Origin of the sequence: Microbacterium sp. RD1 (genome assembly GCF_052220165.1) — a bacterium.
GTDB lineage: Bacteria > Actinomycetota > Actinomycetes > Actinomycetales > Microbacteriaceae > Microbacterium.
This window is the reverse complement of the sequence record NZ_JBQPOL010000003.1, coordinates 226,798-252,769: the sequence shown is the minus strand read 5'-3', so window position 1 is coordinate 252,769 and position 25,972 is coordinate 226,798. Positions and strand designations below refer to the sequence as shown.

Genomic DNA, 25,972 nt, shown 5'->3' with positions numbered 1-25,972 from the left:
CTCAGCCGATGTGGTCCGCCGGCGCCAGCACGATCAGCAGGATCGCCGTCCAGTGGCAGACGTATGCCAGCGCCGTGCACACGTGGAAGATCTCGTGGAACCCGAAGTGGCCGGGCCAGGGGTTCGGGCGCTTGAGCGCATAGACGATCGCCCCTGCGGTGTAGAGCAGACCGCCGATGAGGACGAGGGTCATCATGGCGGCGTTGGCCGCGAACAGGTCGACGATGTACATCACCGCCGCCCATCCGAGCGCGAGGTACAGCGCGACGTACAGCCAGCGCGGCGCGTTGAGCCAGAAGATGCGGAAGAAGATCCCGACGATCGCCCCGCCCCACACGATCGAGAGCAGGATGATCGCCTTGTCTGTCGGGAGGGCGAGCACCGCCATCGGCGTGTAGGTGCCCGCGATCAGCAAGAGGATGTTGGCGTGATCGATCCGCTTGAGGACGGCCTTGGTCCTCGGCTTCCAGTTCAGCCGGTGATAAAGCGCGGAGTTCCCGAAGAGCAGCATCGAGGTGACGAGGAAGACGACGGTCGACCATTTCGCCGCGGCACCCTGCGCGACGCTGATGAGCACGATGCCGCCGATGATCGCGACGGGGAAGGTGCCGGCGTGGATCCAGCCGCGCCACGTCGGCTTGATCTCTGCCTGCGCGCCGACGGCGGCGGCGTCGATGAGGGGAAGCTCGGGCATCTCAGCGCCGTCTTCGTCCACGCGGGAGGAGGGTGGGCGTCGGGTCACACGAAGAGCCTAAGCGGTAGCGTAGGGACGTGACGACGAGCCGGGGCAACGAGGGGCGGGGGCCCCTCTACCGGCTCTACGCGAATCGTCTGCGTCGCCGGCTGACCCCCGACCGCGTGCCGCATCACGTCGCGATGATGATCGACGGCAACCGGCGGTGGGCTCGGCAGCTGGGGTACGACTCCGCGGCGCACGGTCATCGCGCCGGCGCGGCGAAGATGCGGGAGTTCCTCCGGTGGTGCGACGACCTCGGGATCTCGGTCGTGTCGCTGTACCTGCTCTCCACCGACAACCTCCGCAAGCGGGACTCGCGCGAGCTGGCCGACCTCATCGAGATCATCGCGGAGCTCGCCGAAGAGCTCGCGGCGGAGCCCAACTGGCGCGTGCAGCATGTCGGGCGCCCCGATCAGCTTCCCGCCGACCTCGCGCGCGTGCTCGCGTCCGCCCAGGAGCGCACGCGCGACCACACCGGACTGCACGTGAACCTCGCCGTCGGCTACGGCGGTCGCAGCGAGATCGTGGACGCCGTCCGCAGCATCATCGCCCAGCACGACCGCGACGGCGGTTCGCTCGAGGAGCTGGCCGCGAGCCTCACGCCCGAGCAGATCGGCGAGCACCTCTACACCGGCGGCCAGGCAGACCCGGACCTCGTCATCCGCACGTCGGGCGAGCAACGGCTGAGCGACTTCCTGCTCTGGCAGTCCGCGCACAGCGAGTTCTACTTCGTGGAGGCGCTCGGACCGGATCTGCGCGAGGTCGATTTCCTGCGCGCCATCCGCGACTACGGCGATCGCGACCGCCGCTACGGCGGCTGACGGAATTCACCGTCTCGTAACATCCTCGTGCGGGCGTGTCGCTGCGGCGCCGGTCGTGCGCAGTCCTACGGTGATCGCATCGGGCAAGGCGCCCGGTCGGGTCGGCCATCAGGATCGCGACTCGGAACCCGCGGTCGACTCGGAACTGCCGGGACATCGTCCCGGGTCGGGAGTGGGTTGTGACCGCACGAGCACCACAGAAGCAGCGCCGCACGATCGCCGAGGACCTCGCCGCCGAAGACCTGTCTGTGGAGGAGCAACTCCGCACCTACGTCCTCGACACGTCGGTCCTCCTCAGCGACCCGCGCGCCTTCTTCCGCTTCGCCGAGCATTCCGTCGTGATCCCCGTCGTGGTGATCACCGAGCTCGAGGGGAAGCGTCACGACCCGGAGATCGGATACTTCGCGCGTCAGGCGCTGCGTCACCTCGACGAGCTCCGCGTCGAGCACGGGCGCCTCGACTTCCCGGTCCCGGTGGGGGAGGGCGGGACCCTGCGGGTCGAGCTCAACAACACCGATGCCAGCGTGCTGCCCTCGGGCATCCGCCTCGGTGACAACGACAGCCGCATCCTCGCTGTGGCGATGCACCTGGCGCAGGACGGCACGGAGGTCACGATCGTCTCCAAGGACCTGCCGATGCGCGTCAAGGCGGCCTCGCTCGGTCTCATCGCCGAGGAATACCTCGCCGAGCAGGCGGTCGATTCGGGGTGGACCGGCATCGCCGACCTCGATGTCAGCGGCGACGACATGAGCGATCTCTACGAGTCGGAAGTCGCCACCAGCGACCAGGTCCGGGGGCTGCCGGTGAACACCGGGCTGATCATCCACTCCGAGCGTGGCTCGGCACTCGGTCGCGTCACCGGGCAGGGATCGTTCCGTCTGGTGCGCGGCGATCGCGAGGTGTTCGGCCTGCACGGGCGCTCCGCCGAGCAGCGGATCGCGATCGATCTGCTGCTGGATCCCGAGGTGGGAATCGTCTCGCTGGGCGGTCGGGCGGGGACGGGGAAGTCAGCTCTCGCCCTGTGCGCGGGGCTCGAGGCCATCCTGGAGCGGCAGCAGCAGAAGAAGATCATCGTCTTCCGCCCGCTGTTCGCCGTCGGCGGGCAGGAGCTCGGATACCTCCCGGGCGACCAGCAGGAGAAGATGGGTCCATGGGGCCAGGCGGTGTTCGACACGCTCGGATCCGTCGTCTCGGGCAACGTCCTCGAGGAGGTGATGGCGCGCGGGATGCTCGAGGTGCTCCCGCTCACGCATATCCGCGGGCGCTCGCTTCACGACGCGTTCGTGATCGTGGACGAGGCGCAGTCCCTGGAGCGGAACGTCCTGCTGACCGTCCTCAGCCGCATTGGCCAGAACTCGCGCGTCGTGCTCACCCACGACGTGGGTCAGCGCGACAACCTGAGGGTGGGGCGTCACGACGGCGTCGCATCCGTCATCGAGACGCTCAAGGGCCATGGCCTGTTCGGGCATGTCACCCTCACCCGATCGGAGCGTTCCGCGATCGCCGCGCTGGTGACCGACCTCCTGGAGGCCGGAGAACTCTCCTAGAGAAGGCGCAGATGAGAGCACTCTCACGTTGAAGTCACCCCAGCTCTCACGAATCCGTCGCAGGATAGAGGCAGCGCGAGAGAGATACTCGCACCGCCCCTGCGGCGGATTCCCCCCGTAGTAGTACAACTACACAAAATGTGCGGATCGGTTCCGGTCCGCAGTGAGAAGGAGAGTCGACGCGTTTCGGGTGACGCGAAGATGACCGGAGTTTCCCCCAAATCTCCGGGCCTCCTCTTAGCCCCCGGTGTTCCCCCAACGCCGGGGGCTCTCTCATGCCTACTCCCAGCGGTAGCCGGCGCCGCGGACGGTACTGATGCGGTCGTGTCCGAACTTGCCGCGCAGGTAGCGCACGTACACGTCGACGACGTTCGATCCCGGGTCGAAGTCGAGTCCCCAGACGCGGCTGAGCAGCTGCTCGCGGCTGAGGACCTGCCCCGGATGACGGAGGAACTGCTCGGTCAGGGCGAACTCTCGGGCGCTCAGGTCGACCTCGCGCCCAGCGACGGTCGCCCGGCGGGTGAGGACGTCGAGGCTCACGTCGGCGTGGACCAGGGCGATCGTCCCGGTCTGCACGTTCTCGCGCAGCCGCGAGCGCACGCGGGCGAGCAGCTCGTCGAACTTGAACGGCTTCGCGACGTAGTCGTTGGCGCCGGCGTCGAGTCCGTCGACGGTGTCGCGCGTGCTGGAACGGGCGGTGAGCATGATGACCGGCATCGTGGAGCCCTGCCCGCGGAGGTTGCGCAGCACCTCGAAGCCATCCAGGGAGGGCAGCCCCACGTCCAGGAGCATCAGGTCGGCGTCGCCCGATAGCGCGACGTCCAGCGCCTCGGCGCCGTCGTCGACGATTCTCGTGCGATAGCCGGCCGACTCGAGCCCTCGGCTGATGAACGCCGAGATGCGGCTCTCGTCTTCGGCGATGAGGATGAGCGTCATCCGGAGGCCTCTCGCTGTTGTACGACGTCGCCGGCGCGGATCGGCGCCGGCAGGTCCGCGGCGGCTCGACCGAGTCCGGGCGGGATGTGGATGGTGAGGGTGGCGCCGCCGCCCGGAGTGTCCGACACCGAGCAGTGGCCGTTGTGGCCCTTCGCGATCGCATCGACGATTGCGAGGCCGAGACCCGAGCCTCCGACGGTGCGCCGCCCCTCGGCGCGGTCGAATCGGCGGAAGATGCGGTGGCGGGATGCCGGGGGGATTCCGGGGCCGTGATCGCGCACCCACAACGCGGCGCCCTCTTCACCGAAACTGCTGCCGATCTCGATGGGGGAACCCTCGGGGGTGTACTTCGCGGCGTTGTCGGCCAGCTGCAGCCACGCCTGGAGAAGCCTGTCGTAATCGCCGTCCACACGCCCGAAGCCGCGCGTCTCCACACTCCACCGGTGGCCGGGGATGACGGCCACGAGTTCTCCCACGCGCGCCGTCAGCGCGTCGACGTCCACCACGCTCATCGCGAAGGAGTCGCCCTCCACCGTGGCGAGCAGATCGATGTCGTCGACGAGGCGCGTCATGCGATCGAGCTCGGCGATGCCGATGTCGCGCGTGGAGGCGACATCGGTCGGGTCTGACACGTTCATCGTCTCGAGGTGCCCGCGGACGATGGTGATGGGGGTCTTCAACTCGTGGCGGACGTCGTCGAGCAGTTGCCGCTGCACGTCGACCGACCCCTCGATGCGGTCCAGCATCGAGTTGACCGTGCGGGACAGGTCGGAGATCTCGTCGTCGCCGTCCTCGGGCATGCGGGTGCCGAGATCGGTGATCGTGATCGCGTCGGCCGTGGCCCGCAGATTCCGCAGCGGCGAGAGGAGCCGGCCGATCACGAACCACCCGACGACGCCGATCGCCAGCAGCATCCCGGCCCCGGCGATCGCGTACGTGCCCACGCCCAGGCGGACGAGCTCCAGCCGCGCGTCGAGCAGGATCGCGTGCACCACCACGGTGTCGCCGAGCGGCACCGCGACGTAGCGCAGTCGCCCGAGGTCGCCGGTCATCGTGCCGTAGCCGATCGTCGTCGGATCCTCCGCGCTGACGGCGCGCACGAAGGCGTCGTCGTGGGCGAGGTCCAGCCCGGAGGACGCGGGGGCCGTGGCGACGACCTGCCCGTCGGCGATCGCGATCGTGCCGTCGGAGCGTCCCGGAACCACCTGACCGACCGCGGCCACGACGGAGTCGCGCCCGCGCGCCGTCTCGGCCGAGAAGGTCGCGGCGAACCCCCGCAGCTGCGTCTCGGCGTTGTCGAGGGCGCGGTCGCGCTGCACCCAGAACGTGATCCCGCCCACGACGACGAGCCCGACGCACGCGACGGCGAGGACGGCCCCCAATACCCGCGCGCGCGCCGAGAGCATTCTCGGCGAGCGGCTCACCGTTCGATTATGGCGTCAACCGGGGTGGGTCATCGAAAGCAGGTCGAGCTTGGAGTCGAGGATGTCCTCGGTGATCTCGCCGCGCTCCACGTAGCCGAGGTCGAGGACGGCCTCCCGCACGGTGATGCCCTTCGCCACCGAGTGCTTGGCGATCTTGGCCGCCGCCTCGTAGCCGATGAGCTTGTTCAGCGGCGTCACGATCGAGGGCGACATGCCGGCGTAGGCGGCGGCGCGCTCGACGTTGGCCTCGAGGCCGGCGATCGTCTTGTCGGCGAGCACGCGGACGGTGTTGGAGAGGAGTCGGATCGACTCCAGCAGCGCCGTCCCCATCACCGGGATCGCGACGTTCAGCTCGAAGGAGCCGGATGCCCCGGACCAGGCGATGGTGGCGTCGTTGCCGATGACGCGCGCGCACACCATGAGCGTCGCCTCCGGCACGACCGGGTTCACCTTTCCGGGCATGATCGACGATCCCGGCTGCAGGTCGGGGATGTGGAGTTCGCCGAGGCCGGTGTTCGGGCCCGAGCCCATCCAGCGCAGGTCGTTGTTGATCTTCGTGAGCGACACCGCGATGGTGCGAAGGGCGCCAGAGGCTTCGACGAGGCCGTCACGGTTGGCCTGCGCCTCGAAGTGGTCCTTGGCCTCGGTGATCGGCAGATCGGTCTCGGCGACGATGAGCTCGAGCACCTTCTGGGGGAATCCCGGCGGGGTGTTGATGCCGGTGCCGACGGCGGTGCCGCCGAGCGGGACTTCGGCGACGTGGGGGAGGACCGCCTGGACGCGCTCGATGCCGAGGCGGATCTGGCGGGCGTACCCGCCGAACTCCTGCCCGAGGGTCACCGGCGTCGCATCCATGAGGTGGGTGCGCCCCGACTTCACGACGTCCTTCCAGGCCTCGGCCTTTTCTTCGAAGGCGACCGCGAGGTGGTCCAGCGAGGGGATCAGGTCGTCGATCAGGGCCTGCGTCGCGGCGATGTGCACCGACGTCGGGAACACATCGTTGGACGACTGCGAGGCGTTGACGTGATCGTTCGGGTGCACCGGTGAGCCGAGGTCGCGCGTGGCGAGAGTCGCGAGCACCTCGTTGATGTTCATGTTCGACGACGTGCCGCTGCCGGTCTGGTACACGTCGATGGGGAACTGGTCGGCGAACTCACCGGCGATGATCCGGTCGGCGGCGCGAGCGATCGCATCGGCGATGGTGCCGTCGAGGGTGCCGAGCTCCTTGTTCGCGAGCGCAGCGGCCTTCTTGATGCGGGCGAGCGCGACGATCTGCGCCGGATCGAGCGGGTCGCCGGAGATGGGGAAGTTCTCCACGGCACGCTGCGTCTGCGCGGCGTACAGTGCGTCCTTCGGGACCCGCACCTCTCCCATCGTGTCGTGCTCGATGCGGTATTCGGTCTCGGTCACGTCGTCGTCCTCCTGTTGCCGGTTGGGTGAGAGATCTTCACAGCTGCGAGTCGCCGGCGTCGCCGACGATGACGACGGGGGATGCCGTCCCCTCGGCGAGGCGGTAGTTGGCCCCGACGACGGCGAGCCGCCCCTCGGCGACGGCCTGACTAATGAGCTCGGAGGCGTGCAGCAGCTGGCCGACCGTGTCGCGCAGGTGCTCGCGTCCGACGTCTTCGGGATCGACCGTGGCCGTGGTCACCCCGGCGTCCGCGCCGGAGCGGATGACGCGGCGCACGGCCGGGACGATGGGCGCGATCTGCCGCCAGATGAGCGGGGGAAGGGAGGGTGCGTCCACGCCGACGCTGTCGATCGCGGCTGCGACCGCCCCGCACGCGTCATGGGCAAGGACGACGATGAGCGGCACCTCGAGCACCGCGACGGCGTACTCCAGGCTGCCGATCACCGAGTCGGAGATGACCTGCCCGGCGTTGCGCACGACGAACAGATCGCCCAGGCCCTCGTCGAAGATGATCTCGGCCGCCAGACGCGAGTCGGAGCATCCGAACAGGGCCGCGCGCGGACGCTGACCGCCCGCCAGCTCGGCGCGGCGTTCGACGTCCTGGCGCGGATGACGCGGCGCTCCGCTCACGAATCGGCTGTTGCCCTCCGACATCTCGTCCCAGACGGAGCGCGGCGTGCGAGCGGGAGCAGCGGTCATGACGCCTTCCTGAGGTCGCGGATCCCGTCGGCCATCGCCTCGGCGACGAGGGCGGCGGTCTCGGGGGAGGAGGATCCGTAAATCACGATGCGGTCCGCTCCAGCGGTCGTGGCCAGGGCGTAGGAGACGTTGCCGGCGTCGGCCGGATCGGCGATGCGGTACTCGTCCCACGCGATCCCGTCGATCGTGGCCGTCCCCACGGAGCGGTTCCCGGCGACGAGTTCGGCCGTCCAGGCCTCGTCGGCGTCGAAGCCCTGCGCGACGCGGAGGAATCCCTTGCTGCCCGTGGGGACGTATCCCACCGTCCAGGCGTCGACAGCCTCGCTTTCGAACGAGGCCACGTTCACGCCCCAGTCCTCGGGGACGTCGGCGATGAGAACCGGGCGAGCCAGGGTCTCGCTGAGCGCGGTCGCCTCCGCCGCGACGTCGATGCGGGGGCGCTCGGCCGGCTCGCCGCGCGGCACGCCGAAGACGATGACGGCGACGACCACGAGTGTGACGATCAGCGCGGCGATCAGGCTCCGGAAGTTCTGGCTCGCGCGGTACACCCGCGAGGACTCCGCCTTGCGTGCGGCGGTCTCATCCGGAGTCTCCGGGCGCCCGAGTTCGGCGACGACGCGAGCCATCACTCCTCCGTCACGCCGGCGCGGGCGGCATCGAGGCGGCGCTTGGCCCCGAGGAGCCACTCCTCGCAGCGGGCGGCAAGCGCCTCGCCGCGCTCCCACAGCGCGAGGGACTCCTCCAGCGTCGGGGCTCCCTGCTCCAACTCGGCGACGACGCGCACGAGCTCGTCACGGGCCTGCTCGAACGACAATGTCGCGACATCGGCGGGGCCGGGATGCGACGCGGTCATGGGTTCCATCCTAGTTCGGCCCCCCTGACGTGCTCGCCGCCGGCGGCTCCGCCACCTCGCCCTCCGACCGCGCGGCGATGGTGCCCTCGGCGAGCGTCACGAGCAGGCCGGCGCCGGCGGGGGCCTGAGAGGCCTCTCGCACGATCACGCCGTTCGCGAGATGAGCGATGGCGTACCCGCGTGTGAGGGTGGCCAGGGGCGACAGGGCGCGCAGGGACGCGCGGAGTTCACGGGTGCGCCGATCGGAGTCGGCGACGCGACGGTCGACGATGTCGCGCCCGCGGTTGACGAGAACCCACGTCTCCTGGGCCCGCCCGGTCAGCAAGCCCTCCGGCGAGCGGAGCACCGGGCGCGAGCGAAGCTGCTCGAGCTGGGCGATGTCGTGGGAGATGCGCTGCGTGAACCGCCCCGTCAGCCGGGCGCGCAGCTGTCCGACGAGCGCGCGCTGCTCGCTGACATCCGGAACGACGCGCTTGGCGGCGTCGGTCGGTGTCGACGCGCGGAGGTCGGCGACGTCGTCGAGCAGCGGATGGTCGTTCTCGTGGCCGATCGCGCTCACGACGGGCGTCGATGCGGCGGCCACGGCGCGCAGCAGCCGTTCGTCGCTGAACCCGAGGAGGGTCTGCGGGTCGCCGCCGCCGCGGGCGATGATGATGACGTCGACATCAGGGTCGGCGTCGAGCGCCTTCAGCGCCGCGATGGTCTCGGGGACGCAGCGATCGCCCTGCACGGCGGCGTGCTTCGTGCGGATGTTCACGTGGGGCCAGCGCAACTCGGCGTTGCGGTGCACATCCTTCTCGGCGTCGGAGTTCTCGCCCGTGATGAGACCGATGAGGTGGGGGAGGAAGGGGACCGGCTGCTTCCGTGACGCGTCGAAGAGGCCCTCCTTGCGCAGGGTCGCGCGCAGGAGTTCCAGCTTCTCCAGCTGGTCGCCGAGGCCGACGTGGCGCATCGCCGAGACGGAGAAGCTGAAGTCACCAGTGCGCGGGAAGTAGTCGGCCTTCACGCACGCGATGACGTGGTCGCCGACCTTGAGGTCTTTCGGGAGCCGCTGCAGGGTGCTCGACCAGATGCGGAACGAGATCGTCGCATCGGTCGCGAGGTCTTTCATCCGCCCGAAGACATTGCCCCCGCGGGCGTTCCAGGACGTGATCTCCCCCTCGACCCACACCGACCCCCATCGATCCACGAAACCGCGGATGGTGTCGTTCAGTCGCGCGACCGACGTCGGCGCGTTCGTCGTCGAGTCGCGGGGAGGCACCGAATCGGGAGGCGGGGGCTGCCCGGGCACCGTGTCTGGTTGGAAAGTCGTCATGGGTCTCATTCGGCCGTCGTCCAGGGGCGCCCTCGTAGACTCAGAGGGTGAGCACTCCCGTCGTTTCGCTGCCCGTCCCCCGGATCCCGGGGCGTCGCGGGCGGCTCCAGGATATCCCGGTGGACGGACGCAAGAGGGTGCTCCTGGCCGCCCCGCGTGGATACTGCGCGGGTGTGGATCGTGCCGTGATCGCCGTGGAGAAGGCTCTCGAGCGCTTCGGCTCGCCCGTCTACGTGCGCAAGCAGATCGTGCACAACATCCACGTGGTGACCGAGCTCGAAGCGAAAGGTGCCGTGTTCGTGGACGAGGTCGACGAGGTGCCCGAGGGTGCGCACGTCGTCTTCAGCGCGCACGGGGTCTCGCCCGCTGTCGTGTCGGCGGCGGCAGACCGCGGGCTGCAGGCCATCGACGCCACCTGCCCGCTCGTGACGAAGGTGCACCGCGAGGCGGTGCGCTTCGCGCGCGACGACCACGAGATCCTCCTCATCGGCCACCTCGGCCACGAGGAGGTCGAAGGCACGGCAGGCGAGGCGCCCGACCACGTCACGATCGTGAACTCGCCCGACGAGGCCGACACCGTCGAGGTGCGCGACCCGTCGAAGGTCGTCTGGCTGTCGCAGACGACACTCTCGGTCGACGAGACGATGGAGACGGTGCGGCGCCTGCGGGCACGGTTCCCGCAGCTGCAGGACCCGCCCTCTGACGACATCTGCTACGCGACCCAGAACCGCCAGGTCGCGATCAAGAAGGTCGCGAAGGGCGCGGATCTGGTCATCGTCGTCGGCTCCGCCAACTCCTCCAACAGCGTGCGCCTGGTCGAGGTCGCCCTCGAGCACGGTGCGAAGGCCGCCTACCGGGTCGACTACGTCGACGAGGTGCGGCAGGAGTGGCTCGACGGCGTGGAGACGGTCGGGGTCACCAGCGGAGCATCCGTTCCCGAGGTGCTCGTGCAGGAGGTCCTCGCAGAGCTCGCCGGTGCCGGCTACCGCGACGTCGAAGAGGTGCGCACCGCAGAGGAGGACCTGATGTTCTCCCTGCCCAAGGAGCTGCGCTCGGATGCGGCGGGCCGCCGCGACGCGCGGGCCCTGGGCGGGCGGGGCAGACCGTGAGCGAGTCCGAGCCGCGTCCCCGTCCGCAGTTCGGCGAATACGCGAGCGCGGAGGAGCAGCGCGCGCGGATCGCGCGACCCGAGGTCACCGACGCGCTCAGCGCGGGGATGCGACCTCCCGGATCCGGTGCGCCCGCGCCCGCGGGGAGGCCCGCTCGCGTCCCCGCGGCATCCGGCGCCCGACGCGCGGATCGCGTCGGGACGATCGCGCTGCTGCTCTACGGGCTGTTCAATGTCCTGCTCACGGTGCCGCGGCTGTTCGACTTCCCCACCTTCGCGAACGAGTACCTCGAGCTCCTCGGCGCCGACGGGACGTTCACCAACACCGCGGCGGCGGATGTCTGGGGTCCGGTGGCGGCGGTCGTCTACATCGCCGGGTGGGTGGCGACCGCGCTGGTGTCCTGGAGGATGCTGCAGCGGGGGCGGATCGCCTTCTGGGTACCGCTCGTCGGTGCCGTGGTGACGACGAGCATCGTCGCGGCCTGTGTCGCGGTGCCGCTGTCGGCCGACCCGGCGTTCCTCGCCCTCATCGAAGGTTTCGCCCCGCGGTGAACCGATCGGCCACGCGTCTCGTGTCCTGATCGGGAGGAGTCATGCGCGGGCGGACCGAAGTGCAGCTGGGAACGCTCTACGACGCGCACGCCGGCCCGGTGTGGCGCTACGTCGTGAGCCTCACCGGCGACCGCGCGGGCGCGGACGACATCGTGCAGGAGACGCTGGTGCGTGCGTGGCGCAATCCGAAGATCCTCGACGACCCGGCCTCCGCGCGCGCCTGGCTCATGACCGTCGCGCGGAACCTCGTGATCGACGAGGCGCGCAGCGCGCGGCGCCGGCATGAGGCATCGGTCGCCGAGCCGCCCGAGCGCGCCGCGGGCGATGACGCGGACGCGCTCTTCGACGCCCTGCTCATCGAAGACGCCCTCGCGACCCTGAGTGCCGACCATCGCGCGGTGATCGTCTCGGCCTACTACGGCGGCCGCAGCACCGCACAGGCCGCCGAGGAGCTGGGGATACCCGAGGGCACCGTGAAGTCACGGCTGCATTACGCGGTGCGAGCATTGCGGCTCGCACTGCAGGAGAGGGGGGTGACGCGATGAACGATGACCACGATCGCGTCGCGGAGTGGGATGCGGCGTACGTGCTGGGAGCCCTGTCGCCGACCGACCGGCGCATCTTCGAAGATCATCTGGCTCAGTGCCCCTCCTGCCGTGCGGCCGTGGCCGAGCTGGCTCCCACCGTCGGGTTGCTCTCGCGCGTCCCCGCGGAGCGTGCCCGCGCCCTGGAGGCCGTGCCGGAGGAGCCCGCGGCGACGGTGCGGGACGGCACGTTCGCGCGCGTCCGACGCGCACGGACGAGGCGCCGCACCGCCTGGATCCTGGCGGCGGCCGTCGCGCTGGTGCTCGGCGGCATCGCGGTGCCGGTCTCGGTCGGCCTGACGATGCCGCAGGGGAGCGTGCACGCCCTCTCCGATCTGGCCGGGACGCCCATCGAGGCCTCGGTGCGGTTGACGGATGTGGCCTGGGGCACCCGGATCGACCTGGAGTGCAGCTACCGCAGCGGCGGAAAGGACGTTCCGGAGGACGGGTGGCCGTACGCGCTGGCCGTCGTCGGAACGGACGGCACGGCCACGACGGTGTCGACGTGGCGCGCAGCACCCGGTGCCACGACGCGTCTGAGCGCAGGGACCGACCTCGCCCTCGGCGACATCGGCGCCGTGGAGATCCGCACGCTCGACGGCGCGGATGTGCTTCTGCGCTACGACGCCGCGGAGGAGTGACGTCGGTGACGTAGCATTCCCGGATGCCCCGTCTCCGCGCCGTCTGCATCGTGCATCAGCTTCGCCCCGACACCGGATTCCTCGGGGTGACGGCGATCGACAAGCGCCCCGTGACGGGCGCCGTGCGCGTGGGGCAGTTCGGACTCCGTGGTGACGTGCAGGCCAGCCGCAAGCACCACGGCGGGCTGCAGAAGGCGGTGTACGCCTACGGGCAGGACGACGCCGCGTTCTGGGAGGAGCAGCTGGGACGCCCGCTCGCGCCCGGGTGGTTCGGAGAGAACCTCCGCGTCGAGGGGATGGACGTCAACGCGGCGCGCATCGGCGAGGTGTGGCGCATCGGCCGGACGGTCGAACTCGAGGTGACGATGCCGCGCACGCCGTGCGGGACCTTCGCCCGGTGGGTCGGTGGCGCGGACGAGCGGGGCTGGGTCAAGCGGTTCGCCGAGGCGGGGCGTCTCGGTCCCTATCTGCGGGTGCGCCGGGTCGGCAGCATCCGCGCCGGCGACGAGATCGACGTGCTGTCGGTGCCCGACGCCGCGCCCACGGTGGCGGAGGTCTTCCGCGCGCTGTAGAGACGGCTCACCCGCACCGTTCGGCTGCTTCGGGGGCCGGAGAACCGCGAAACGGTGCGGGTGAGCGATACCGGGGGTCAGACGGACTGCGACTTGCCGTGTGAGCCGAGCTGCTGGGTCGCCTCGACGACGCGGGCGGCCATCGCCGATTCGGCGACCTTGCCCCACGCGCGCGGGTCGTACTGCTTCTTGTTGCCGACCTCGCCGTCGACCTTGAGCACGCCGTCGTAGTTGCCGAACATGTAGCCGGCCACCGACCGCGTGAAGGCGTACTGCGTGTCGGTGTCGATGTTCATCTTCACCACGCCGTTGGCCACGGCCAGGGCGATCTCCTCGTCGGTCGAGCCGCTGCCGCCGTGGAAGACGAGCTCGAGCGGCTTCGGCCCGTGCCCGAACCGCTCGGCGATGCCGGCCTGGATCTCGCCGAGGAGCTCGGGGCGGAGCTTGACGTTGCCCGGCTTGTAGACGCCGTGCACGTTGCCGAAGGTGAGGGCGGCGATGTAGCGGCCGTTCTCGCCCAGACCCAGCGCCTCGACCGCCTTCGTCACGTCTCCGACTGTCGTGTACAGCGCCTCGTTCGAACCCTCGTGCTGAACGCCGTCCTCTTCGCCGCCCACGACCCCGACCTCGATCTCGAGGATCGCATTGATGTTCTTCATGCGGGGGAGGAGGTCCTTCGCGATCTGGATGTTCTCATCCAGGGGCACCGCCGAGCCGTCCCACATGTGCGACTGGAAGATGGGGTTGCGACCGGCCCGCACCTCCTCCTCGGAGGCCTCGATGAGAGGCAGGACGAAGCCGGGAAGGGCCTCTTTGGGGCAGTGGTCGGTGTGCAGGGCGACGGTGATCGGGTAGTTCTTGGCGACCTCGGTGGCGAACCTCGCGAACGCGAGAGCCCCGGATGCCCGCGCCTTGACGCTCTGGCCGGCGAAGTAGTCGGCACCGCCGGTCGTGACCTGGATGATCCCGTCGGAGCCCGCCTCGGTCAGGCCCTGCAGCACCGCGTTGATGGTCTGCGAGCTGGAGACGTTGATCGCGGGGTACGCGAAGCCGCCGGCCTTGGCGCGGTCGAGCATCTCTGCGTACTGGTCGGGGGTGGCGACGGGCATGGTGGCTCCTCGTTTCGTGGAGTGGGGTTCGTGGGTCAGCCTAGCGAAGGCGCTCTGCGGTCACGCAGGCCGAGGCGAGAGCGTATTGCCGGCGGCATCTTCGCGGATCGAAAGATTCGCCATTCCTTCACGGCTCCGGGTCGCTGGCGAGGGCGGTCCTTTCGGTCCGCTGGATAGGCTGGCCGAATGGTGAGCCTTACCGCCGACATGAGCCCCCTCCACCCCGACCGCAACCTTGCTCTCGAGCTGGTCCGCGCGACGGAGGCCGCAGCCATCCGCGCTGTGCCCTTCATCGGCCGCGGCGACAAGGAGGCAGCCGACGGCGCCGCCGTCGACGCGATGCGCGCGTTCTTCACCACGGTGAACTTCGACGGCAGGATCGTCATCGGAGAGGGCGAGAAGGACGAAGCGCCGATGCTGTACAACGGCGAGAAGGTCGGCAACGGCCGCGGCCCGCAGTGCGACGTCGCCGTCGACCCGATCGACGGCACGTCTCTCACTGCCGCGGGCCGTCAGAACGCACTGTCGGTCATCGCCGTGTCGGACGCCGGCACGATGCTTGATGCCTCCAGCGTCTTCTACATGGACAAGCTCGTCACCGGCCCCGCGGGGGTCGGCGTCGTCGACATCCGCCTCCCCGTCGGCGAGAACATCCGGCGTCTGGCGAAGGCCCTCGGCAAGCCCGTCGACGAGATCGTCGTGTCGGTGCTGAACCGGCCGCGTCACGAGAAGCTCATCCAGGACATCCGCGAAGCCGGCGCCGGCACGCGCTTGATGAGCGACGGAGACGTGGCCGGCGGAATCAACGCCGCGCGTCACAACGCCCGCACCGACATGTGCGTCGGCATCGGCGGCAGCCCCGAGGGGATCGTCACCGCGTGCGCCATCAAGGCGCTCGGCGGTCACATCCAGGGCCGGCTGTGGCCGCAGAAGGACGACGAGAAGCAGCGGGGCCTCGACGCGGGGCTCAAGTTCGACGACTTTGTGTACGAGGCCGATGACCTCGTGAAGGGCAACAACACGATCTTCGTCGGCACCGGAGTGACCGACGGTCAGCTCGTCGCGGGGGTGCGTCGGGAGCGGGACTACGTCTACACCGAGAGCGTCGTCCTGCGCGGGGCATCCGGGACGCTCCGCCGCGTGTCTTCGGAGCACCTGACCTCGAAGTGGCTCTGAGCCCGCGCCCGCACGGCAGCTGACCGCGCCTCGGGCGTGTCGAGCGGTGCGGACCAGAACGCGGCCGGATGCGCAAGGGGCTGCAGCGGGGGATGCCTCGATGGCAGCGTCGAGATCGACGCGCCGGCGGCATCGTGATCGAGTCGTGACGGCCCTTCCCAGGGTTCGTCTGGCAAAATCGATAGCGGTGTCGACGGGGACGCTCTGTTTCAGACCGACCACCGAGGGGAACGCAATGTCCGCTCCGACGAGCACGAACGCGCCGAGGACCGGCGCGCAAGCCGTCATCGCAGATGCCGTCGATCCCGCGCGTCGCCCGGACGTGCTGTTCCGCGTCCGCCGGGAAGAGGGTCAGCAGGTCAGTGCGTGGTGGATGGTCGGGGGGTTCGTCCTGGTGTCCACCGCCGTCATCGCGCTGCTGGGCTTCGTCCCCGGCGGCGCCTAACCCACTCTGCCGGCTCGCTCGCCGAGGCCGCTCCGACCGTGACGTCGGACAATCCCCTCTCCGTCGGACGATCTGCCGCGAATCCTCCGACGTCGGCAGCATTCTCCGACGATGCGACGTCGGATGCAGGGGCTACTCGGCCGCGTCGATGCGGCGGCGGAGGTCGCCCACGTCGGCCGTGACGCCGGCATCCGGGCTCACCAGCTCGGGGGCGCTCCAGCGTCGCAGCGGCTGCTCGACCGCCGCCGGTGCCGCCACCGCGTCGAGTTTCGTGTCGTCGATGCCCGGGAAGCGTCGGGCGCTGGCGAGCACGCGCGACTCGAGCGACCCGGCGAAGCGGTTGTAACTGTCGACGGTGCGCTCGATCGCGCGGCGCAGGTCGTCGGCGTGGCCGGCCAGAGTGCCGATGCGCTCGTAGAGCTCGGTGCCGAGGGCGAAGAGCCGCTGCGCCTCGTGCGACACGTCTTGCTGCGTCCACGTGTAGGCGACCGTCTTCAGCACCGCCCACAGGTTCACCGGTGACGCCAGCGCGACCCGCTTCGTGAAGGCGTAGTCGAGCAGGCCCGGATCTTCTTCGAGCGCCGCCGCGAGCAACGACTCGCTCGGGATGAAGCAGATGACGAACTCCGGACTCGTCGGAAGAGCGGCCCAGTACGCCTTCTTGGCGAGGGCGTCGACGTGCCCGCGCACGGCGCGCAGGTGACGGTCGAGCAACGTCTTGCGACGTGCGGCCTCGGCGCCCTGGGCGGTGAGCGGAATGGCGCTGGCCTCGAGATAGGCGTCGAGCGGCGCCTTGGCGTCGACGGCGAGGGTCTTGCCGCCGGGGAGGCGCACGATCATGTCGGGGCGCGCCGTGCCGCCGCCGTCGGTCGCGATGGTCGCCTGCGTGTCGAAGTCGACGTAGCGCGTGAGGCCCGCAGCCTCGACGACACGGCGCAGCTGCGTCTCGCCCCACACCCCGCGGGTGCTCCCGGAGCGGAGAGCGGATGCGAGCGACTCGGTGGTCAGCCGCAGCGACTCGTCGGTCTCGTGGGCACGGCGCAGCTGCTCGCTGAGGGTGGCGAACTGCGTGCCGCGCTCGCGTTCGAGGTCTTCCACTTTGCGCTGCATCGAGCCGAGCGTCTCGCGGACCGGCTCCAGCGCGCGGAGCACCGTCTGCTCGCGTCGTTCTCGTTCTTCGCGGGCGGCCTGGTCGGCCCGCGCCTGCCCGGCGAGTTCGCGGTACAGCAGGTGCTGGTGATCGAGCTGCGCCTGCACGCCGGCACGCCCGGCTTCGCTCGCGGCCAGGCGCGCCGTGAGGTCGGCGCGCTCGCGCGAGGCCCGGGCCGTGGCCCGCGCGCCACCGACGGCGAATCCGGCCAGTGCGCCCACGATCACGCAGACGATCGCCACGAGGGGGAGTGCCAGTGCGTCCATGCCGCTCAGGATGCTCCCGGCCTCCGACATCGCTCAGGCGACGGCGAGGACCGCGGGCGCCGTGCGAACGGGGATCTGCGAGATGCGCACGCCTGCCGCCGTCGCCAAGCCGTCCACGTCGGCCGCGCCGGTGCGAGCTGCCGCGTCGACGACGATGTGCGCGCACGCCAGGGCGTCGGCGAGTGCGTCATGGTGCGCGAAGTCGCCGTATCCGGCGGCCGCGGCCGCCAGTGGAAGGCGGTAGGAGGCGAGTTCGTAGGTGCGGCGCGCGAGCTGTAGGGAGCAGAGATAGCGGTACGGCGGGCAGTCGTCGCCGGTGACCTCGCACGCGGCGCGAAGCACTGCCATGTCGAACCCGGCATTGTGCGCCACGAGCACATCCGAACCGGCGAAGGCCGTGAGACGGCTCAGCTGCGCGGCCCATCCGGGTGCCCTCGCCACGTCCTTCGGGCGGATGCCGTGGATGCCGATGTTGAAGTCGTAGAACACGTCGTGCCCGGCGGGCGGGCGGATGAGCCAGCTCGCGGTGGCGACGACGCGCCCGTCGCGCACCCGGGCCATGCCCACGGCGCAGGCCGAGGCGTTGCTGGGGTTCGCCGTCTCGAAGTCGATGGCGGTGAAGTCCAGGGGCACGTGCTCAGCGTCGTGGCGGCATCGGCGTGTCGTCGGCAGGCGCGCCGACGCATCCCGATTCCCTCGTCGCACATCCCTCACGTGCCGTCCTGCGTTTCTCGCTTCCCGCGGCGTCGGCCCTCCTCGAGCCCGCGTGAGGGGAGGCCCGGCGCCCGGGGGGACGGCGTAGGGTCGGGGCATGGCGGACCGGGAGGAGCTGCGCACCTCGTTCGGGGCCGCTGCATCCACGTACGAAGCGGGGCGTCCGGACTATCCGGTTGCCGCCGTGGAGTGGATGCTGGCGCCGGCGCGGCTCGGGGATCACGCGCTCCGTGTCGCCGATGTCGGAGCGGGCACGGGCAAGCTCACGCGCGTCGTGCGCGACCTCGGGGCGCAGGTCGTCGCGATCGATCCGGATGCGGCGATGCTCCGGACCCTGCGCGAGAACGTCGTCGGCGTGCCGACTTACCGGGGCACCGCCGAGGCCGTGCCGCTGCCGGATGCCGGGATGGATGCTGTCGTGTTCGGCCAAGCGTGGCACTGGGTCAAGATCGAGGCCGCATGCGCCGAGGCCGGCCGCGTGCTGCGGCCGGGCGGAGTGCTCGCGCTCGTCTGGAACATCCGCGACGATCGCGAGGACTGGGTGGCGCGCCTCACCGCCGTCATGCACGGGAGCCACGCCGAGGAGATGCTCGCCGGCGACGGCCCGGCGGTGGCCCCTCCGTTCGCCGGGCTGGAGGCGGCGACGTGGGCGTGGTCGCGGCCGATGACCCGCGACGACCTCTTCGCGCTGGCGCGCTCCCGCAGCTACGTTCTCAGGGCCGAGCCGGCCGAGCGTGCCCGCATCGAGCGCGACCTCGCCTCCCTGTGCGACGACATCGGCGCGGTGGCCGGCGCCGTCGTGCCGCTGCCGTACGTCACGCACGCGTTCCGCAGCATCCGCCCGTAGCTCCACCCCGCGGTCACGGGTCGCTTCCACGCGCCCACCCCGAACCCACGCATCCGTGCACGAGCCAACGCTCCCGCGCAGCGCCCGGTCGTTGTCTCGCGCGTGGATGCGTGGGCTCGGGATTCAGGTGCGAAGCTCGGCCGGGGGCGCGGCCCGGCCGGGCCGCCGCATCCGCCCGCCTAGACTGGACTCCCGTGGCTCTTACCATCGGAATCGTCGGTCTCCCCAACGTCGGCAAGTCGACGCTGTTCAACGCGCTGACCAAGAACCAGGTGCTCGCGGCGAACTACCCGTTCGCCACGATCGAGCCCAACATCGGTGTCGTGAACCTCCCCGACCAGCGGCTGGACAAGCTCGCCGAGGTCTTCGGCTCCGAGCGCATCGTCCCCGCTGTCGTCTCGTTCGTCGACATCGCCGGCATCGTCCGTGGCGCGAGCGAGGGCGAGGGCCTCGGCAACCAGTTCCTCGCCAACATCCGCGAGGCGGATGCCATCGCGCAGGTGGTGCGCGGATTCGCCGACGACGACGTCGTCCACGTCGAGGGCGAGGTCGATCCCGCGAGCGACATGGAGACGATCAACGCCGAGCTGCAGCTGGCCGACCTCCAGACCCTCGAGAAGGCGATCACCCGGTACGAGAAGGAGGTCAGGGGCCGCAAGCTCGACCCCTCCGTGCTCGCGACCGCCCAGGAGGCGCTCGAAGCCCTGCAGAAGGGCCAGCTGCTCTCGGCATCCGGCATCGACCTCACCCCGATCAAGGAGCTGGGACTTCTCACCGCGAAGCCCTTCATCTTCGTCTTCAACGTCGATGAGGCAGTGCTGACGGATGCGGCGCGCAAGGCGGAACTCGCCGCTCTCGTCGCTCCCGCCCAAGCGGTTTTCCTCGACGCCAAGATCGAATCGGAGCTGATCGACCTCGACCCCGAGGACGCCGCCGAGCTGCTGGCATCCACCGGCCAGGACGAGTCGGGGCTCGACCAGCTCGCCCGCATCGGCTTCGACACGCTCGGACTGCAGACGTACCTGACGGCCGGCCCGAAGGAGGCCCGGGCGTGGACGATCGGCAAGGGCTGGAAGGCCCCGCAAGCGGCCGGGGTGATCCACACCGACTTCGAGAAGGGCTTCATCAAGGCCGAGGTCATCTCGTTCGACGACCTCATCTCGCTCGGCTCGGTCGCCGAGGCCCGCGCGAAAGGCAAGGCGCGCCTCGAGGGCAAGGACTACGTCATGCAGGACGGCGACGTCGTGGAGTTCCGCTTCAACAACTAGGCACCCGGCGCCGCCCGCGCTCCTCACGCCACCGTCCCGCCGAGATGACGGGCGAAGAAATTCGCGGCATCCTCACCCGCGAAGGCCGGGATGCCGGTGTGACCGCCCATGTTGGCGGAGAGCGTCTTCTCCCGTGACCCGAAGGCGTCGAAGAGGTCGAGCGCCCTCTGCCTGTCGTTGCCCTCGTCGTCCCACTGCAGAAGGACGTGCAGCGGGATCGTGAGCCGGCGCGCCTCGTCCAGGGTTCTGCGCGGAATGTAGCTGCCGGCGAAGAGCCCCGCCGCGACGATGCGCGGGTCGATCACAGCCAGATGCACGGCGATCGCGATCACGCCACCGGAGACCGCGACCCGATCGCCGATCTCGGGAAGAGGGAGCAGCTCGTCGAGCGCGGCCAGCGACTCGGGCACCGCCTGGTCGACCAGTGGGAGGATGAGGCGGTCGATCACGTCTTCTCCGGGGCGCTCGCCCGCGGAGATCGCGCGCTGAAGCTCCGCGCGCGCGTGCTCGACATCGGGGAGAGGGGCCCGGTCTCCGGCGCCGGGCATCTCGATGGCGGCGGCGGCGAAGCCGTGGGCCGCCGCGCTGCGCGCGCGGGCGACGAGTCGGGGATGCATCCGTCGGAGCCCGAACCCGCCGGGCTGGCCCAGCAGGATGAGGGGGACCGGCGCTGACGGTGTCGCGGATGCCGGAGTCCACAGGAGGCCCGGGATGTCGCTGAGGACGAACTCACGCTCGAGGGTGCCGTCGTCCAAAGTGTGAGAGGTGGTGAGATGCACGGTCGTGCCTTTCGGAAGCGCTCGCGGGACGGGCGCTCCCGGACGACCTATCGCCCGACCGTGCCTCCGCAGCGGAGCACCCACGTCGATTCATTCACGGGTACCACCTCCTCAGCTGCTGCACGGAGCCGTCACGTTACCATCGGACTCCTTGACGCCGTGCTTGCTTTTTGCAAGTATGGTGCGCATGAGCCTTTTCATCACCTGCCCGGTCCAGGACGTCGAGCGTGCGACAGCCTTCTACACCGCCCTCGGCTGGACCCTCAACGCGGAGATGTCGGACCACAACGTCTCATGCTTCGCGATCGCGCCCGAGCAGTACGTAATGCTCGGCAGCCGCGAGATGTACGCCAGCGTGGGTGGCGTCGAGGAGGTCATCGGCGGGCCTGACACGCCTTCGAAGGTCACGGTCTCGTTCGACCTCCCGAGCCGTGAGGCCGTCGACGCCCTGGTCGAGCGTGCCGGCGCGGCCGGAGGCCGGGTCGGCGACACCGACGACTACCCCTTCATGTACCAGCGCCAGTTCGACGACCCGGATGGCTACCACTACTCGCCGTTCTGGATGAAGCCGGACGCCGATCCGATCGCGTGAGCGAGCTGGCCGCGGCCCTCGACATCGTCGGTTCCCGGTGGGCGCTGCTCATCGTGGAGCGCCTCCTGGACGGGCCGCAGCGGTACGGTGACCTGCAGCGCGACCTCGGGGCGCCGACGAACATCCTCGCGACTCGCCTGCGCGAGCTCGAAGCCGCCGGTGTGCTCTCGCGCCTGCCCCTGCGGCACAACACCCGGGCTTACGCACTGACCGATCGAGGTCTGGCACTGCGCGAGTCGATCGATGCTCTCGGACGCTGGGCTGCCGCGACCGGCCGGTGACGCGCCGGCGGCGGCGAGGTCAGCCGAGCCGGGCCCAGCGCCCCTCGGAGACGACCTCCGCCCTTCCCTCCACCACCCGGATCGCACTCTCGTCGTCGAGCGCGTAGGCGGGGCCGCCGATCTGCTCGGCCCAGCGCTCGGCGGCGGCCATCGTGTTGGTCGGGAAGACGTCGAGGTGCGGGAAGATCGAGAAGTCGACGACGCCGAGGGCCGTGTCATCGGGTGCGGCCCGCCATTCCCGGAAGAACTCGCCGATTCTCGGCGTCAGCACCATGCTGCCGGCACTCACGCCGACCCATACCGCGTCGGAGAGCTCCGGCAGCAGGTCGGCGAGGCCGGATCGCCGCATCCAATGCGCGAGATAGGTCGCGTCACCCCCGTCGACGAGAAGGGCGTCTGCGTCACGCACCCACTCCTCCCAGCGGGCGCGGTCGATCGTCGGCAGCGCGGTGAGTTCGAGAAGACCCAGTGAGGCCCACGGCAGCGCCGTCATGGAGCCGGACCGCGGTCTGCCGGCGACGAAATCGCGGGCGGACTCGGGTCCGCACAGGGGGTGGCCCCACTGCGCCGTCGGGATGCACAGGGCCGACGACTGCTCGATCGGCTTGCCGAGCAGGTCGACGAGAGCGTCGCGGATGCCGGCGTTCGTCACGCCGCCCGACGTGAGTAGCAGCTTCATCGCACCTCCAGGGAAGGGAAACATCCCGATGCTATGGCAGCGGCCCGGCGTCCAGCTCCCTGACAAGCGCCTCGACCCGGGCCCGGATGTCGTTGCGGATTCCGCGGACGGCGTCGATGCCCTGGCCGGCGGGGTCGTCCAGCTCCCAGTCCTCGTACCGCTTGCCGGGGAAGATCGGGCAGGCGTCCCCGCATCCCATCGTGATGACGACGTCCGCCTGTTCGACGTCGTCCACCTTCAGCAGCTGCGGCGTGTTCGCGGTGATATCGATGCCCTCCTCGCGCATGGCGTCGACCGCGACCGGGTTGACGCTCTCGGCGGGCTCCGATCCGGCGGAGCGGACGTCGACGCGGCCGCCGGCGAGCTGCTGCAGGTAGCCGGCGGCCATCTGCGAGCGGCCGGCGTTGTGGACGCAGACGAACAGGACGGTGGGCTTATCGGTCATGGCAGGTCTCCGATGCCATCGTAGGCGTCAGCTTCACCGCCCTGGCCGCCGGCACGTCGCCGGCGAGGCGGGGGCTTCCGTCGAGCATGCTCATCGTGACGCCGGACATCGGTCGGACTCGAGGCCGCCGCTACCATGAGCGCCATGTCGCAACACCGCGTGACCGCACCCACACCGCCGGCCGACGGAAAACTCAAGGGGCCCGCCTCCTACTTCCCGAGCATCGAGAAGACGTACGGTCGTCCGATCCAGGAGTGGCTCGACCTCGTTGCGGACCGGCTCGACTCGCAGCGCCACATGGAGGTCGTCGAGTGGCTCAAGACCGATCACGGACTCGGCCACGGCCACGCCAACGCGATCGTCGCGTACGTCAAAGCCCAGCTGCCGAGCTGACCTCGCCCTACGCGGGCTCGGTCGTCCGCACCAGCCCGCAGGTCAGGCACGACCACACGACGAGGAACCGCTCGTCGTCGAGGATCTCGAATCGCAGCGGATCGCCGCACGTCGGGCACGCCCGCGGGTCGGGGCGAGTCGGTGTCATGCGTCCAGCCTACGAATCGGCGCAGCCGCCGGGGCCGCTGAACCGGCCACACGCGGCTCATGGCCGTTGCCCTGCCGGTCCGGAGTCGCCGCCGCCCGCGGCCTCGCGAGCCCGGAGGTCTGCTTGAGTGGGGGGATGGACGCGGCCACGCTGATGCTTCCCCGGATCGATGCCGTCGTGTTCGACGTGATCGGAACGCTCGTCGACGAGGATCCGACGTGGGAGGCCGCCGCGAGACGCCTGGCCGCGGCATCCGGGATCGCGGATGCCGGCGGCTTGCGGGAGAGGTGGGTCGCCGACCTCGACCGGCGGATGGCCGCGGTCGTGGCCGGTGCGGAGCCCTGGCGCCCGCACGGCGCACTCGTCGTCGAAGCCGCGGAGGAGGCGGTCGCGAGTGCCGGCGGCGCCGCGGCGCCGGACGACCTGGAGGCTCTCGCGATGCTCGACGGCGAGTATCCCGCGTGGCCGGAGGTCGCGGACGCGATGGCGGCGCTCCGCCGAGATCGGCTCGTCGCGGGGGTCAGCAACGGCGACCTGGACGCGCTCGCGCGGCTCGCGAACGTCAACGCACTGAGCTGGGACGTCGTGCTGTCCACCTCCGCTGTCGGCACCTACAAGCCGGCGCCCACGGCGTATCGGTACGCGATCGAGGCGCTGCGGATCGATCCGGCACGCACGCTCTTCGTCGCCGCGCATCCGTGGGACCTCCGCGCCGCAGCGGAGCACGGCTTTCGAACCGCCTACATCGCCCGTCCGGGCGCCCAGCGACCGGGGGATGACGACCGGTTCGATCTCGAGACCGGCGACCTCTCGGGGTTGCGGGAGCGCCTCGGCGCGCGCTGAGCGCGGCAGCCTGTCAGAATCCCTTCACACCTTCCCGTCGAAAGGGCTCCCGATGACTTCACTGCCACCCGCATCCGTGCTTCGTCGCATCGGAGGGCTGACCCTCGCGGCGGGGTCGGTGTTCCTGGCCGGCGGCGCCGGAGCGTGGCTGACTGTCGCGAAGCAGTTGCGCGCGGAGAACATCACCGTGCCGGGGAACGCCCCCGCGCTCGCCGGCCGACCCGTTCGCGGTCCGGTCACGGCGTACGTCGAGGCGCTCGTGATCAAGGGCAACGCCGAACGCGGTGCCGGCGGGCGCACGTTCGCCGAGATCAGCGACGCACTGCGCGCCGTCGAGAAGGGAAGCGACGAGGAGCGGGAACTGCGCGCGCAGAGCGCGGCCCTGTCGACGGCGGCGTCCTTGCGGACAGCGCTGCTGACGTCGGTGCTGGCCTACGGCGTGAGCGCCCTCGTCACGGGACTCGGCGCCTTCTTCGTCGTCACGGGATCGCTGCTGCGCCGATCCGACGGTCGGTGACCCGGGCGCGACGCTACGCGAGCCCGTTCGTCCCGGAGATGAACGCGGGCACGGGGTGCACGCGCGGCCACCAGCACCGCACCCTCGCCCGGTAGAGCCGGTGCGGCTCTCCGAATCGTGTCTCGAGGTCCTGCTCCTCGAGCGGTCGCACCGCGTAGTTCCACACCAGCGACCCGCACAGCGCGTACGCCACCACGAGCCACGACGACAGCATCGCGCCGACGGCGAGCCCCTGCACGATCCCGGCCACCGCCATCGGGTTGCGAACGAACCGGTACGGCCCGGCGATCACGAACCTCGTCGCCGTGCGGGAGGGAAGCGGCGTTCCCGCGCCGAGGGCCGACATGACGGCGGCCGACCACAGCCCGAGTGCGGTGGCCACAGCGAACACGACGGCGCCTGCCGCGACGACGGCGAGCGGGAACGTCATCGACAGCATCCATCGTCGCTCCAGGGCGGTGATGAGCAGCGGCAGCACTCCCAGGAACAGGCCCCAGAAGAGCACGATCTGCACCGCCGTCGCACAGATGTGCCGCGCTCGGGAGGCCGAGGCGTCGGCCAATCCGAAGCGGAGCGGGCCGAAAAGCACGTGCTCGACGGCGATCCTCCCGCTCTACAGCAGCGACAGAGCGACCACGGATGCCGCTGCTGCGGCCGCCATGAGGACCACGCCCAGGCCTGCGAGGGAGGTCAGCGTCGCGTAGGCGGCGAGTGCGACAGCGACGAGGAGAGTCCACCCTGTCGCGATCAGGGCCGCGATCCGGCTGCCGAAAGCGGCGGTCCCCGACGTGAGGACGAACAGCGGCACGTCGAAGAGGGCGATCACAACGGGGTCGAGGTGCCCCAGGGTCGCGTGGCGGACCGGCGGAAGGGTGAACACCGCCACCCACCACGCCGCTCCCAGGACGGCCTGGAGGGCGAAGTACGCTCGTCCCCACCTCACCGCTGCACGATAACAGCGGCGGCAGGCACGGCAGCGCATCGGCGCTCCCGACAACGCGCCCCGGTTCCCGCGGGCGCTGCGGTCCCGCAGCGAGATCGCCCACGACCCTGGGCTCGGAGCGCGCGTCGTGCCACTATCGGAGCCAGGCGGCGCCCCGTCGCCCCCATCGCACCGCGGA

33 protein-coding genes are annotated in these 25,972 nt (G+C 70.4%); 16 read left to right on the top strand and 17 right to left on the bottom strand.

Annotated elements, in window-relative coordinates; genetic code table 11:
- Nucleotide 1: 1 nt before the first annotated feature.
- Entirely contained in the window at nucleotides 2–694 is a 693-nt protein-coding gene (trhA, locus tag ACTU3I_RS15735) for a PAQR family membrane homeostasis protein TrhA (RefSeq protein WP_442926833.1), read from the bottom strand.
- A gap of 77 nt (nucleotides 695–771) precedes the next feature.
- On the opposite strand from trhA, the gene ACTU3I_RS15730 reads away from it, so the two are divergent.
- Complete coding sequence (locus ACTU3I_RS15730) at nucleotides 772–1,557, top strand: isoprenyl transferase (RefSeq protein WP_442926656.1); 786 nt, start codon at nucleotides 772–774, stop codon at nucleotides 1,555–1,557.
- Between the two features lie 179 nt (nucleotides 1,558–1,736).
- A complete protein-coding gene (locus ACTU3I_RS15725) occupies nucleotides 1,737–3,104 on the top strand; it encodes a PhoH family protein (RefSeq protein ID WP_442926655.1) in 1,368 nt (455 codons plus the stop codon).
- Between the two features lie 279 nt (nucleotides 3,105–3,383).
- Here ACTU3I_RS15725 and ACTU3I_RS15720 read toward each other — a convergent pair whose 3' ends face one another.
- Genes ACTU3I_RS15720 through xseA form a run of 7 tightly spaced genes read right to left on the bottom strand, consistent with a single transcriptional unit; the run spans nucleotide 3,384 to nucleotide 9,742 of the window.
- Complete coding sequence (locus ACTU3I_RS15720) at nucleotides 3,384–4,040, bottom strand: response regulator transcription factor (RefSeq protein ID WP_442926654.1); 657 nt, start codon at nucleotides 4,038–4,040, stop codon at nucleotides 3,384–3,386.
- Complete coding sequence (locus ACTU3I_RS15715; RefSeq protein WP_442926653.1) at nucleotides 4,037–5,464, bottom strand: ATP-binding protein; 1,428 nt, start codon at nucleotides 5,462–5,464, stop codon at nucleotides 4,037–4,039. The genes ACTU3I_RS15720 and ACTU3I_RS15715 overlap by 4 nt, the downstream gene beginning before the upstream one ends.
- A gap of 15 nt (nucleotides 5,465–5,479) precedes the next feature.
- A complete protein-coding gene (locus ACTU3I_RS15710) occupies nucleotides 5,480–6,874 on the bottom strand; it encodes a class II fumarate hydratase (RefSeq protein WP_442926652.1) in 1,395 nt (464 codons plus the stop codon).
- A gap of 37 nt (nucleotides 6,875–6,911) precedes the next feature.
- Nucleotides 6,912–7,574: a carbonic anhydrase gene (locus ACTU3I_RS15705; protein ID WP_442926651.1), complete on the bottom strand. Its 663-nt coding sequence runs from the start codon at nucleotides 7,572–7,574 to the stop codon at nucleotides 6,912–6,914.
- Nucleotides 7,571–8,200 (bottom strand): DUF4245 family protein, encoded by a 630-nt coding sequence (locus tag ACTU3I_RS15700; protein ID WP_442926650.1) that lies wholly within the window; start codon nucleotides 8,198–8,200, stop codon nucleotides 7,571–7,573. Before ACTU3I_RS15700 ends, ACTU3I_RS15705 begins: the two co-directional genes overlap by 4 nt.
- A complete protein-coding gene (locus ACTU3I_RS15695) occupies nucleotides 8,200–8,427 on the bottom strand; it encodes an exodeoxyribonuclease VII small subunit (RefSeq protein ID WP_442926649.1) in 228 nt (75 codons plus the stop codon). Before ACTU3I_RS15695 ends, ACTU3I_RS15700 begins: the two co-directional genes overlap by 1 nt.
- A gap of 10 nt (nucleotides 8,428–8,437) precedes the next feature.
- Nucleotides 8,438–9,742, bottom strand: coding sequence for an exodeoxyribonuclease VII large subunit (gene xseA / locus ACTU3I_RS15690; RefSeq protein WP_442926648.1), 1,305 nt, complete (start codon nucleotides 9,740–9,742; stop codon nucleotides 8,438–8,440).
- A gap of 47 nt (nucleotides 9,743–9,789) precedes the next feature.
- On the opposite strand from xseA, the gene ACTU3I_RS15685 reads away from it, so the two are divergent.
- From ACTU3I_RS15685 to ACTU3I_RS15665, 5 genes are read left to right on the top strand one after another with little or no spacing between them, the layout of a single operon-like run.
- Nucleotides 9,790–10,851 carry a 4-hydroxy-3-methylbut-2-enyl diphosphate reductase gene (locus tag ACTU3I_RS15685; protein WP_442926647.1) on the top strand — a complete coding sequence of 354 codons (1,062 nt, stop codon included), beginning with the start codon at nucleotides 9,790–9,792 and terminating at the stop codon, nucleotides 10,849–10,851.
- Nucleotides 10,848–11,402, top strand: coding sequence for a DUF6264 family protein (locus tag ACTU3I_RS15680; RefSeq protein ID WP_442926646.1), 555 nt, complete (start codon nucleotides 10,848–10,850; stop codon nucleotides 11,400–11,402). The genes ACTU3I_RS15685 and ACTU3I_RS15680 overlap by 4 nt, the downstream gene beginning before the upstream one ends.
- A 41-nt stretch (nucleotides 11,403–11,443) precedes the next feature.
- Nucleotides 11,444–11,947, top strand: a complete 504-nt coding sequence (locus tag ACTU3I_RS15675; protein WP_442926645.1) for a sigma-70 family RNA polymerase sigma factor — start codon at nucleotides 11,444–11,446, stop codon at nucleotides 11,945–11,947.
- Nucleotides 11,944–12,627, top strand: a complete 684-nt coding sequence (locus tag ACTU3I_RS15670) for an anti-sigma factor family protein (protein ID WP_442926644.1) — start codon at nucleotides 11,944–11,946, stop codon at nucleotides 12,625–12,627. The genes ACTU3I_RS15675 and ACTU3I_RS15670 overlap by 4 nt, the downstream gene beginning before the upstream one ends.
- 23 nt (nucleotides 12,628–12,650) lie before the next feature.
- Nucleotides 12,651–13,199 carry an MOSC domain-containing protein gene (locus ACTU3I_RS15665; protein WP_442926643.1) on the top strand — a complete coding sequence of 183 codons (549 nt, stop codon included), beginning with the start codon at nucleotides 12,651–12,653 and terminating at the stop codon, nucleotides 13,197–13,199.
- 77 nt (nucleotides 13,200–13,276) lie between these two features.
- Here the strand turns inward: ACTU3I_RS15665 and fbaA are convergent, their stop codons facing one another.
- A complete protein-coding gene (fbaA, locus tag ACTU3I_RS15660; RefSeq protein ID WP_442926642.1) occupies nucleotides 13,277–14,308 on the bottom strand; it encodes a class II fructose-bisphosphate aldolase in 1,032 nt (343 codons plus the stop codon).
- Between the two features lie 186 nt (nucleotides 14,309–14,494).
- Here fbaA and glpX point away from each other — a divergent pair, with 186 nt between their 5' ends.
- Entirely contained in the window at nucleotides 14,495–15,484 is a 990-nt protein-coding gene (gene glpX, locus ACTU3I_RS15655; protein WP_442926641.1) for a class II fructose-bisphosphatase, read from the top strand.
- A gap of 235 nt (nucleotides 15,485–15,719) precedes the next feature.
- On the top strand, nucleotides 15,720–15,929 hold the full coding sequence (locus ACTU3I_RS15650) for a UDP-N-acetylmuramyl pentapeptide phosphotransferase (protein ID WP_442926640.1): 210 nt from the start codon (nucleotides 15,720–15,722) through the stop codon (nucleotides 15,927–15,929).
- Nucleotides 15,930–16,061: 132 nt separating this feature from the next.
- Here the strand turns inward: ACTU3I_RS15650 and ACTU3I_RS15645 are convergent, their stop codons facing one another.
- Together ACTU3I_RS15645 and ACTU3I_RS15640 are read right to left on the bottom strand one after the other, a co-directional pair.
- Nucleotides 16,062–17,345: a DNA recombination protein RmuC gene (locus tag ACTU3I_RS15645; RefSeq protein WP_442926639.1), complete on the bottom strand. Its 1,284-nt coding sequence runs from the start codon at nucleotides 17,343–17,345 to the stop codon at nucleotides 16,062–16,064.
- 33 nt (nucleotides 17,346–17,378) lie between these two features.
- Nucleotides 17,379–17,978: an exonuclease domain-containing protein gene (locus ACTU3I_RS15640; RefSeq protein ID WP_442926638.1), complete on the bottom strand. Its 600-nt coding sequence runs from the start codon at nucleotides 17,976–17,978 to the stop codon at nucleotides 17,379–17,381.
- Between the two features lie 178 nt (nucleotides 17,979–18,156).
- Between ACTU3I_RS15640 and ACTU3I_RS15635 the strand changes: the two genes are divergently transcribed.
- A complete protein-coding gene (locus tag ACTU3I_RS15635; protein WP_442926637.1) occupies nucleotides 18,157–18,906 on the top strand; it encodes a class I SAM-dependent methyltransferase in 750 nt (249 codons plus the stop codon).
- Nucleotides 18,907–19,100: 194 nt separating this feature from the next.
- Entirely contained in the window at nucleotides 19,101–20,174 is a 1,074-nt protein-coding gene (ychF, locus tag ACTU3I_RS15630) for a redox-regulated ATPase YchF (RefSeq protein WP_442926636.1), read from the top strand.
- A 23-nt stretch (nucleotides 20,175–20,197) separates the two neighbouring features.
- On the opposite strand, the gene ACTU3I_RS15625 is transcribed toward ychF, so the two are convergent.
- A complete protein-coding gene (locus tag ACTU3I_RS15625; protein WP_442926635.1) occupies nucleotides 20,198–20,953 on the bottom strand; it encodes an alpha/beta hydrolase in 756 nt (251 codons plus the stop codon).
- Nucleotides 20,954–21,140: 187 nt separating this feature from the next.
- Between ACTU3I_RS15625 and ACTU3I_RS15620 the strand changes: the two genes are divergently transcribed.
- Together ACTU3I_RS15620 and ACTU3I_RS15615 are read left to right on the top strand one after the other, a co-directional pair.
- Nucleotides 21,141–21,545 (top strand): VOC family protein, encoded by a 405-nt coding sequence (locus ACTU3I_RS15620; RefSeq protein ID WP_442926634.1) that lies wholly within the window; start codon nucleotides 21,141–21,143, stop codon nucleotides 21,543–21,545.
- The gene (locus ACTU3I_RS15615; protein ID WP_442926633.1) at nucleotides 21,542–21,826 is read left to right on the top strand and encodes a winged helix-turn-helix transcriptional regulator; all 285 of its coding nucleotides are present in this window, start codon (nucleotides 21,542–21,544) and stop codon (nucleotides 21,824–21,826) included. Before ACTU3I_RS15620 ends, ACTU3I_RS15615 begins: the two co-directional genes overlap by 4 nt.
- Before the next feature lie 19 nt (nucleotides 21,827–21,845).
- Here ACTU3I_RS15615 and ACTU3I_RS15610 read toward each other — a convergent pair whose 3' ends face one another.
- Both ACTU3I_RS15610 and ACTU3I_RS15605 read right to left on the bottom strand, forming a co-directional pair.
- Entirely contained in the window at nucleotides 21,846–22,505 is a 660-nt protein-coding gene (locus ACTU3I_RS15610; protein ID WP_442926632.1) for a Type 1 glutamine amidotransferase-like domain-containing protein, read from the bottom strand.
- 31 nt (nucleotides 22,506–22,536) lie between these two features.
- Entirely contained in the window at nucleotides 22,537–22,950 is a 414-nt protein-coding gene (locus ACTU3I_RS15605; protein ID WP_442926631.1) for an arsenate reductase ArsC, read from the bottom strand.
- A 144-nt stretch (nucleotides 22,951–23,094) separates the two neighbouring features.
- On the opposite strand from ACTU3I_RS15605, the gene ACTU3I_RS15600 reads away from it, so the two are divergent.
- Entirely contained in the window at nucleotides 23,095–23,343 is a 249-nt protein-coding gene (locus ACTU3I_RS15600) for a DUF4287 domain-containing protein (protein ID WP_442926630.1), read from the top strand.
- Between the two features lie 7 nt (nucleotides 23,344–23,350).
- Here the strand turns inward: ACTU3I_RS15600 and ACTU3I_RS15595 are convergent, their stop codons facing one another.
- Nucleotides 23,351–23,491 (bottom strand): hypothetical protein, encoded by a 141-nt coding sequence (locus ACTU3I_RS15595; protein ID WP_442926629.1) that lies wholly within the window; start codon nucleotides 23,489–23,491, stop codon nucleotides 23,351–23,353.
- 135 nt (nucleotides 23,492–23,626) lie between these two features.
- Between ACTU3I_RS15595 and ACTU3I_RS15590 the strand changes: the two genes are divergently transcribed.
- Entirely contained in the window at nucleotides 23,627–24,334 is a 708-nt protein-coding gene (locus ACTU3I_RS15590; RefSeq protein ID WP_442926628.1) for a haloacid dehalogenase type II, read from the top strand.
- A 52-nt stretch (nucleotides 24,335–24,386) separates the two neighbouring features.
- Nucleotides 24,387–24,851 carry an aromatic ring-opening dioxygenase LigA gene (locus ACTU3I_RS15585; RefSeq protein WP_442926627.1) on the top strand — a complete coding sequence of 155 codons (465 nt, stop codon included), beginning with the start codon at nucleotides 24,387–24,389 and terminating at the stop codon, nucleotides 24,849–24,851.
- Nucleotides 24,852–24,864: 13 nt separating this feature from the next.
- Here ACTU3I_RS15585 and ACTU3I_RS15580 read toward each other — a convergent pair whose 3' ends face one another.
- Together ACTU3I_RS15580 and ACTU3I_RS15575 are read right to left on the bottom strand one after the other, a co-directional pair.
- Complete coding sequence (locus ACTU3I_RS15580; RefSeq protein ID WP_442926626.1) at nucleotides 24,865–25,440, bottom strand: methyltransferase family protein; 576 nt, start codon at nucleotides 25,438–25,440, stop codon at nucleotides 24,865–24,867.
- A 24-nt stretch (nucleotides 25,441–25,464) separates the two neighbouring features.
- The gene (locus ACTU3I_RS15575; RefSeq protein WP_442926625.1) at nucleotides 25,465–25,794 is read right to left on the bottom strand and encodes a hypothetical protein; all 330 of its coding nucleotides are present in this window, start codon (nucleotides 25,792–25,794) and stop codon (nucleotides 25,465–25,467) included.
- Between the last annotated feature and the right edge of the window lie 178 nt (nucleotides 25,795–25,972).

What these genes read in the sequence shown, in the direction of transcription:
- ACTU3I_RS15635 (WP_442926637.1), top strand. Translation starts at nt 18,157, where the DNA reads ATGGCGGACCGGGAGGAGCTGCGCACCTCGTTCGGGGCCGCTGCATCC.
- ACTU3I_RS15605 (WP_442926631.1), bottom strand. Translation starts at nt 22,950, where the DNA reads ATGACCGATAAGCCCACCGTCCTGTTCGTCTGCGTCCACAACGCCGGC.
- ACTU3I_RS15590 (WP_442926628.1), top strand. Translation starts at nt 23,627, where the DNA reads ATGGACGCGGCCACGCTGATGCTTCCCCGGATCGATGCCGTCGTGTTC.
- fbaA (WP_442926642.1), bottom strand. Translation starts at nt 14,308, where the DNA reads ATGCCCGTCGCCACCCCCGACCAGTACGCAGAGATGCTCGACCGCGCC.
- ACTU3I_RS15720 (WP_442926654.1), bottom strand. Translation starts at nt 4,040, where the DNA reads ATGACGCTCATCCTCATCGCCGAAGACGAGAGCCGCATCTCGGCGTTC.
- ACTU3I_RS15650 (WP_442926640.1), top strand. Translation starts at nt 15,720, where the DNA reads ATGTCCGCTCCGACGAGCACGAACGCGCCGAGGACCGGCGCGCAAGCC.
- ACTU3I_RS15645 (WP_442926639.1), bottom strand. Translation starts at nt 17,345, where the DNA reads ATGGACGCACTGGCACTCCCCCTCGTGGCGATCGTCTGCGTGATCGTG.
- ACTU3I_RS15675 (WP_442926645.1), top strand. Translation starts at nt 11,444, where the DNA reads ATGCGCGGGCGGACCGAAGTGCAGCTGGGAACGCTCTACGACGCGCAC.
- ACTU3I_RS15700 (WP_442926650.1), bottom strand. Translation starts at nt 8,200, where the DNA reads ATGGCTCGCGTCGTCGCCGAACTCGGGCGCCCGGAGACTCCGGATGAG.
- ACTU3I_RS15705 (WP_442926651.1), bottom strand. Translation starts at nt 7,574, where the DNA reads ATGACCGCTGCTCCCGCTCGCACGCCGCGCTCCGTCTGGGACGAGATG.
- ACTU3I_RS15585 (WP_442926627.1), top strand. Translation starts at nt 24,387, where the DNA reads ATGACTTCACTGCCACCCGCATCCGTGCTTCGTCGCATCGGAGGGCTG.
- ACTU3I_RS15670 (WP_442926644.1), top strand. Translation starts at nt 11,944, where the DNA reads ATGAACGATGACCACGATCGCGTCGCGGAGTGGGATGCGGCGTACGTG.
- ACTU3I_RS15595 (WP_442926629.1), bottom strand. Translation starts at nt 23,491, where the DNA reads ATGACACCGACTCGCCCCGACCCGCGGGCGTGCCCGACGTGCGGCGAT.
- ACTU3I_RS15665 (WP_442926643.1), top strand. Translation starts at nt 12,651, where the DNA reads ATGCCCCGTCTCCGCGCCGTCTGCATCGTGCATCAGCTTCGCCCCGAC.
- trhA (WP_442926833.1), bottom strand. Translation starts at nt 694, where the DNA reads ATGCCCGAGCTTCCCCTCATCGACGCCGCCGCCGTCGGCGCGCAGGCA.
- ACTU3I_RS15600 (WP_442926630.1), top strand. Translation starts at nt 23,095, where the DNA reads ATGTCGCAACACCGCGTGACCGCACCCACACCGCCGGCCGACGGAAAA.
- glpX (WP_442926641.1), top strand. Translation starts at nt 14,495, where the DNA reads ATGGTGAGCCTTACCGCCGACATGAGCCCCCTCCACCCCGACCGCAAC.
- ACTU3I_RS15620 (WP_442926634.1), top strand. Translation starts at nt 21,141, where the DNA reads ATGAGCCTTTTCATCACCTGCCCGGTCCAGGACGTCGAGCGTGCGACA.
- xseA (WP_442926648.1), bottom strand. Translation starts at nt 9,742, where the DNA reads ATGACGACTTTCCAACCAGACACGGTGCCCGGGCAGCCCCCGCCTCCC.
- ACTU3I_RS15695 (WP_442926649.1), bottom strand. Translation starts at nt 8,427, where the DNA reads ATGACCGCGTCGCATCCCGGCCCCGCCGATGTCGCGACATTGTCGTTC.
- ACTU3I_RS15610 (WP_442926632.1), bottom strand. Translation starts at nt 22,505, where the DNA reads ATGAAGCTGCTACTCACGTCGGGCGGCGTGACGAACGCCGGCATCCGC.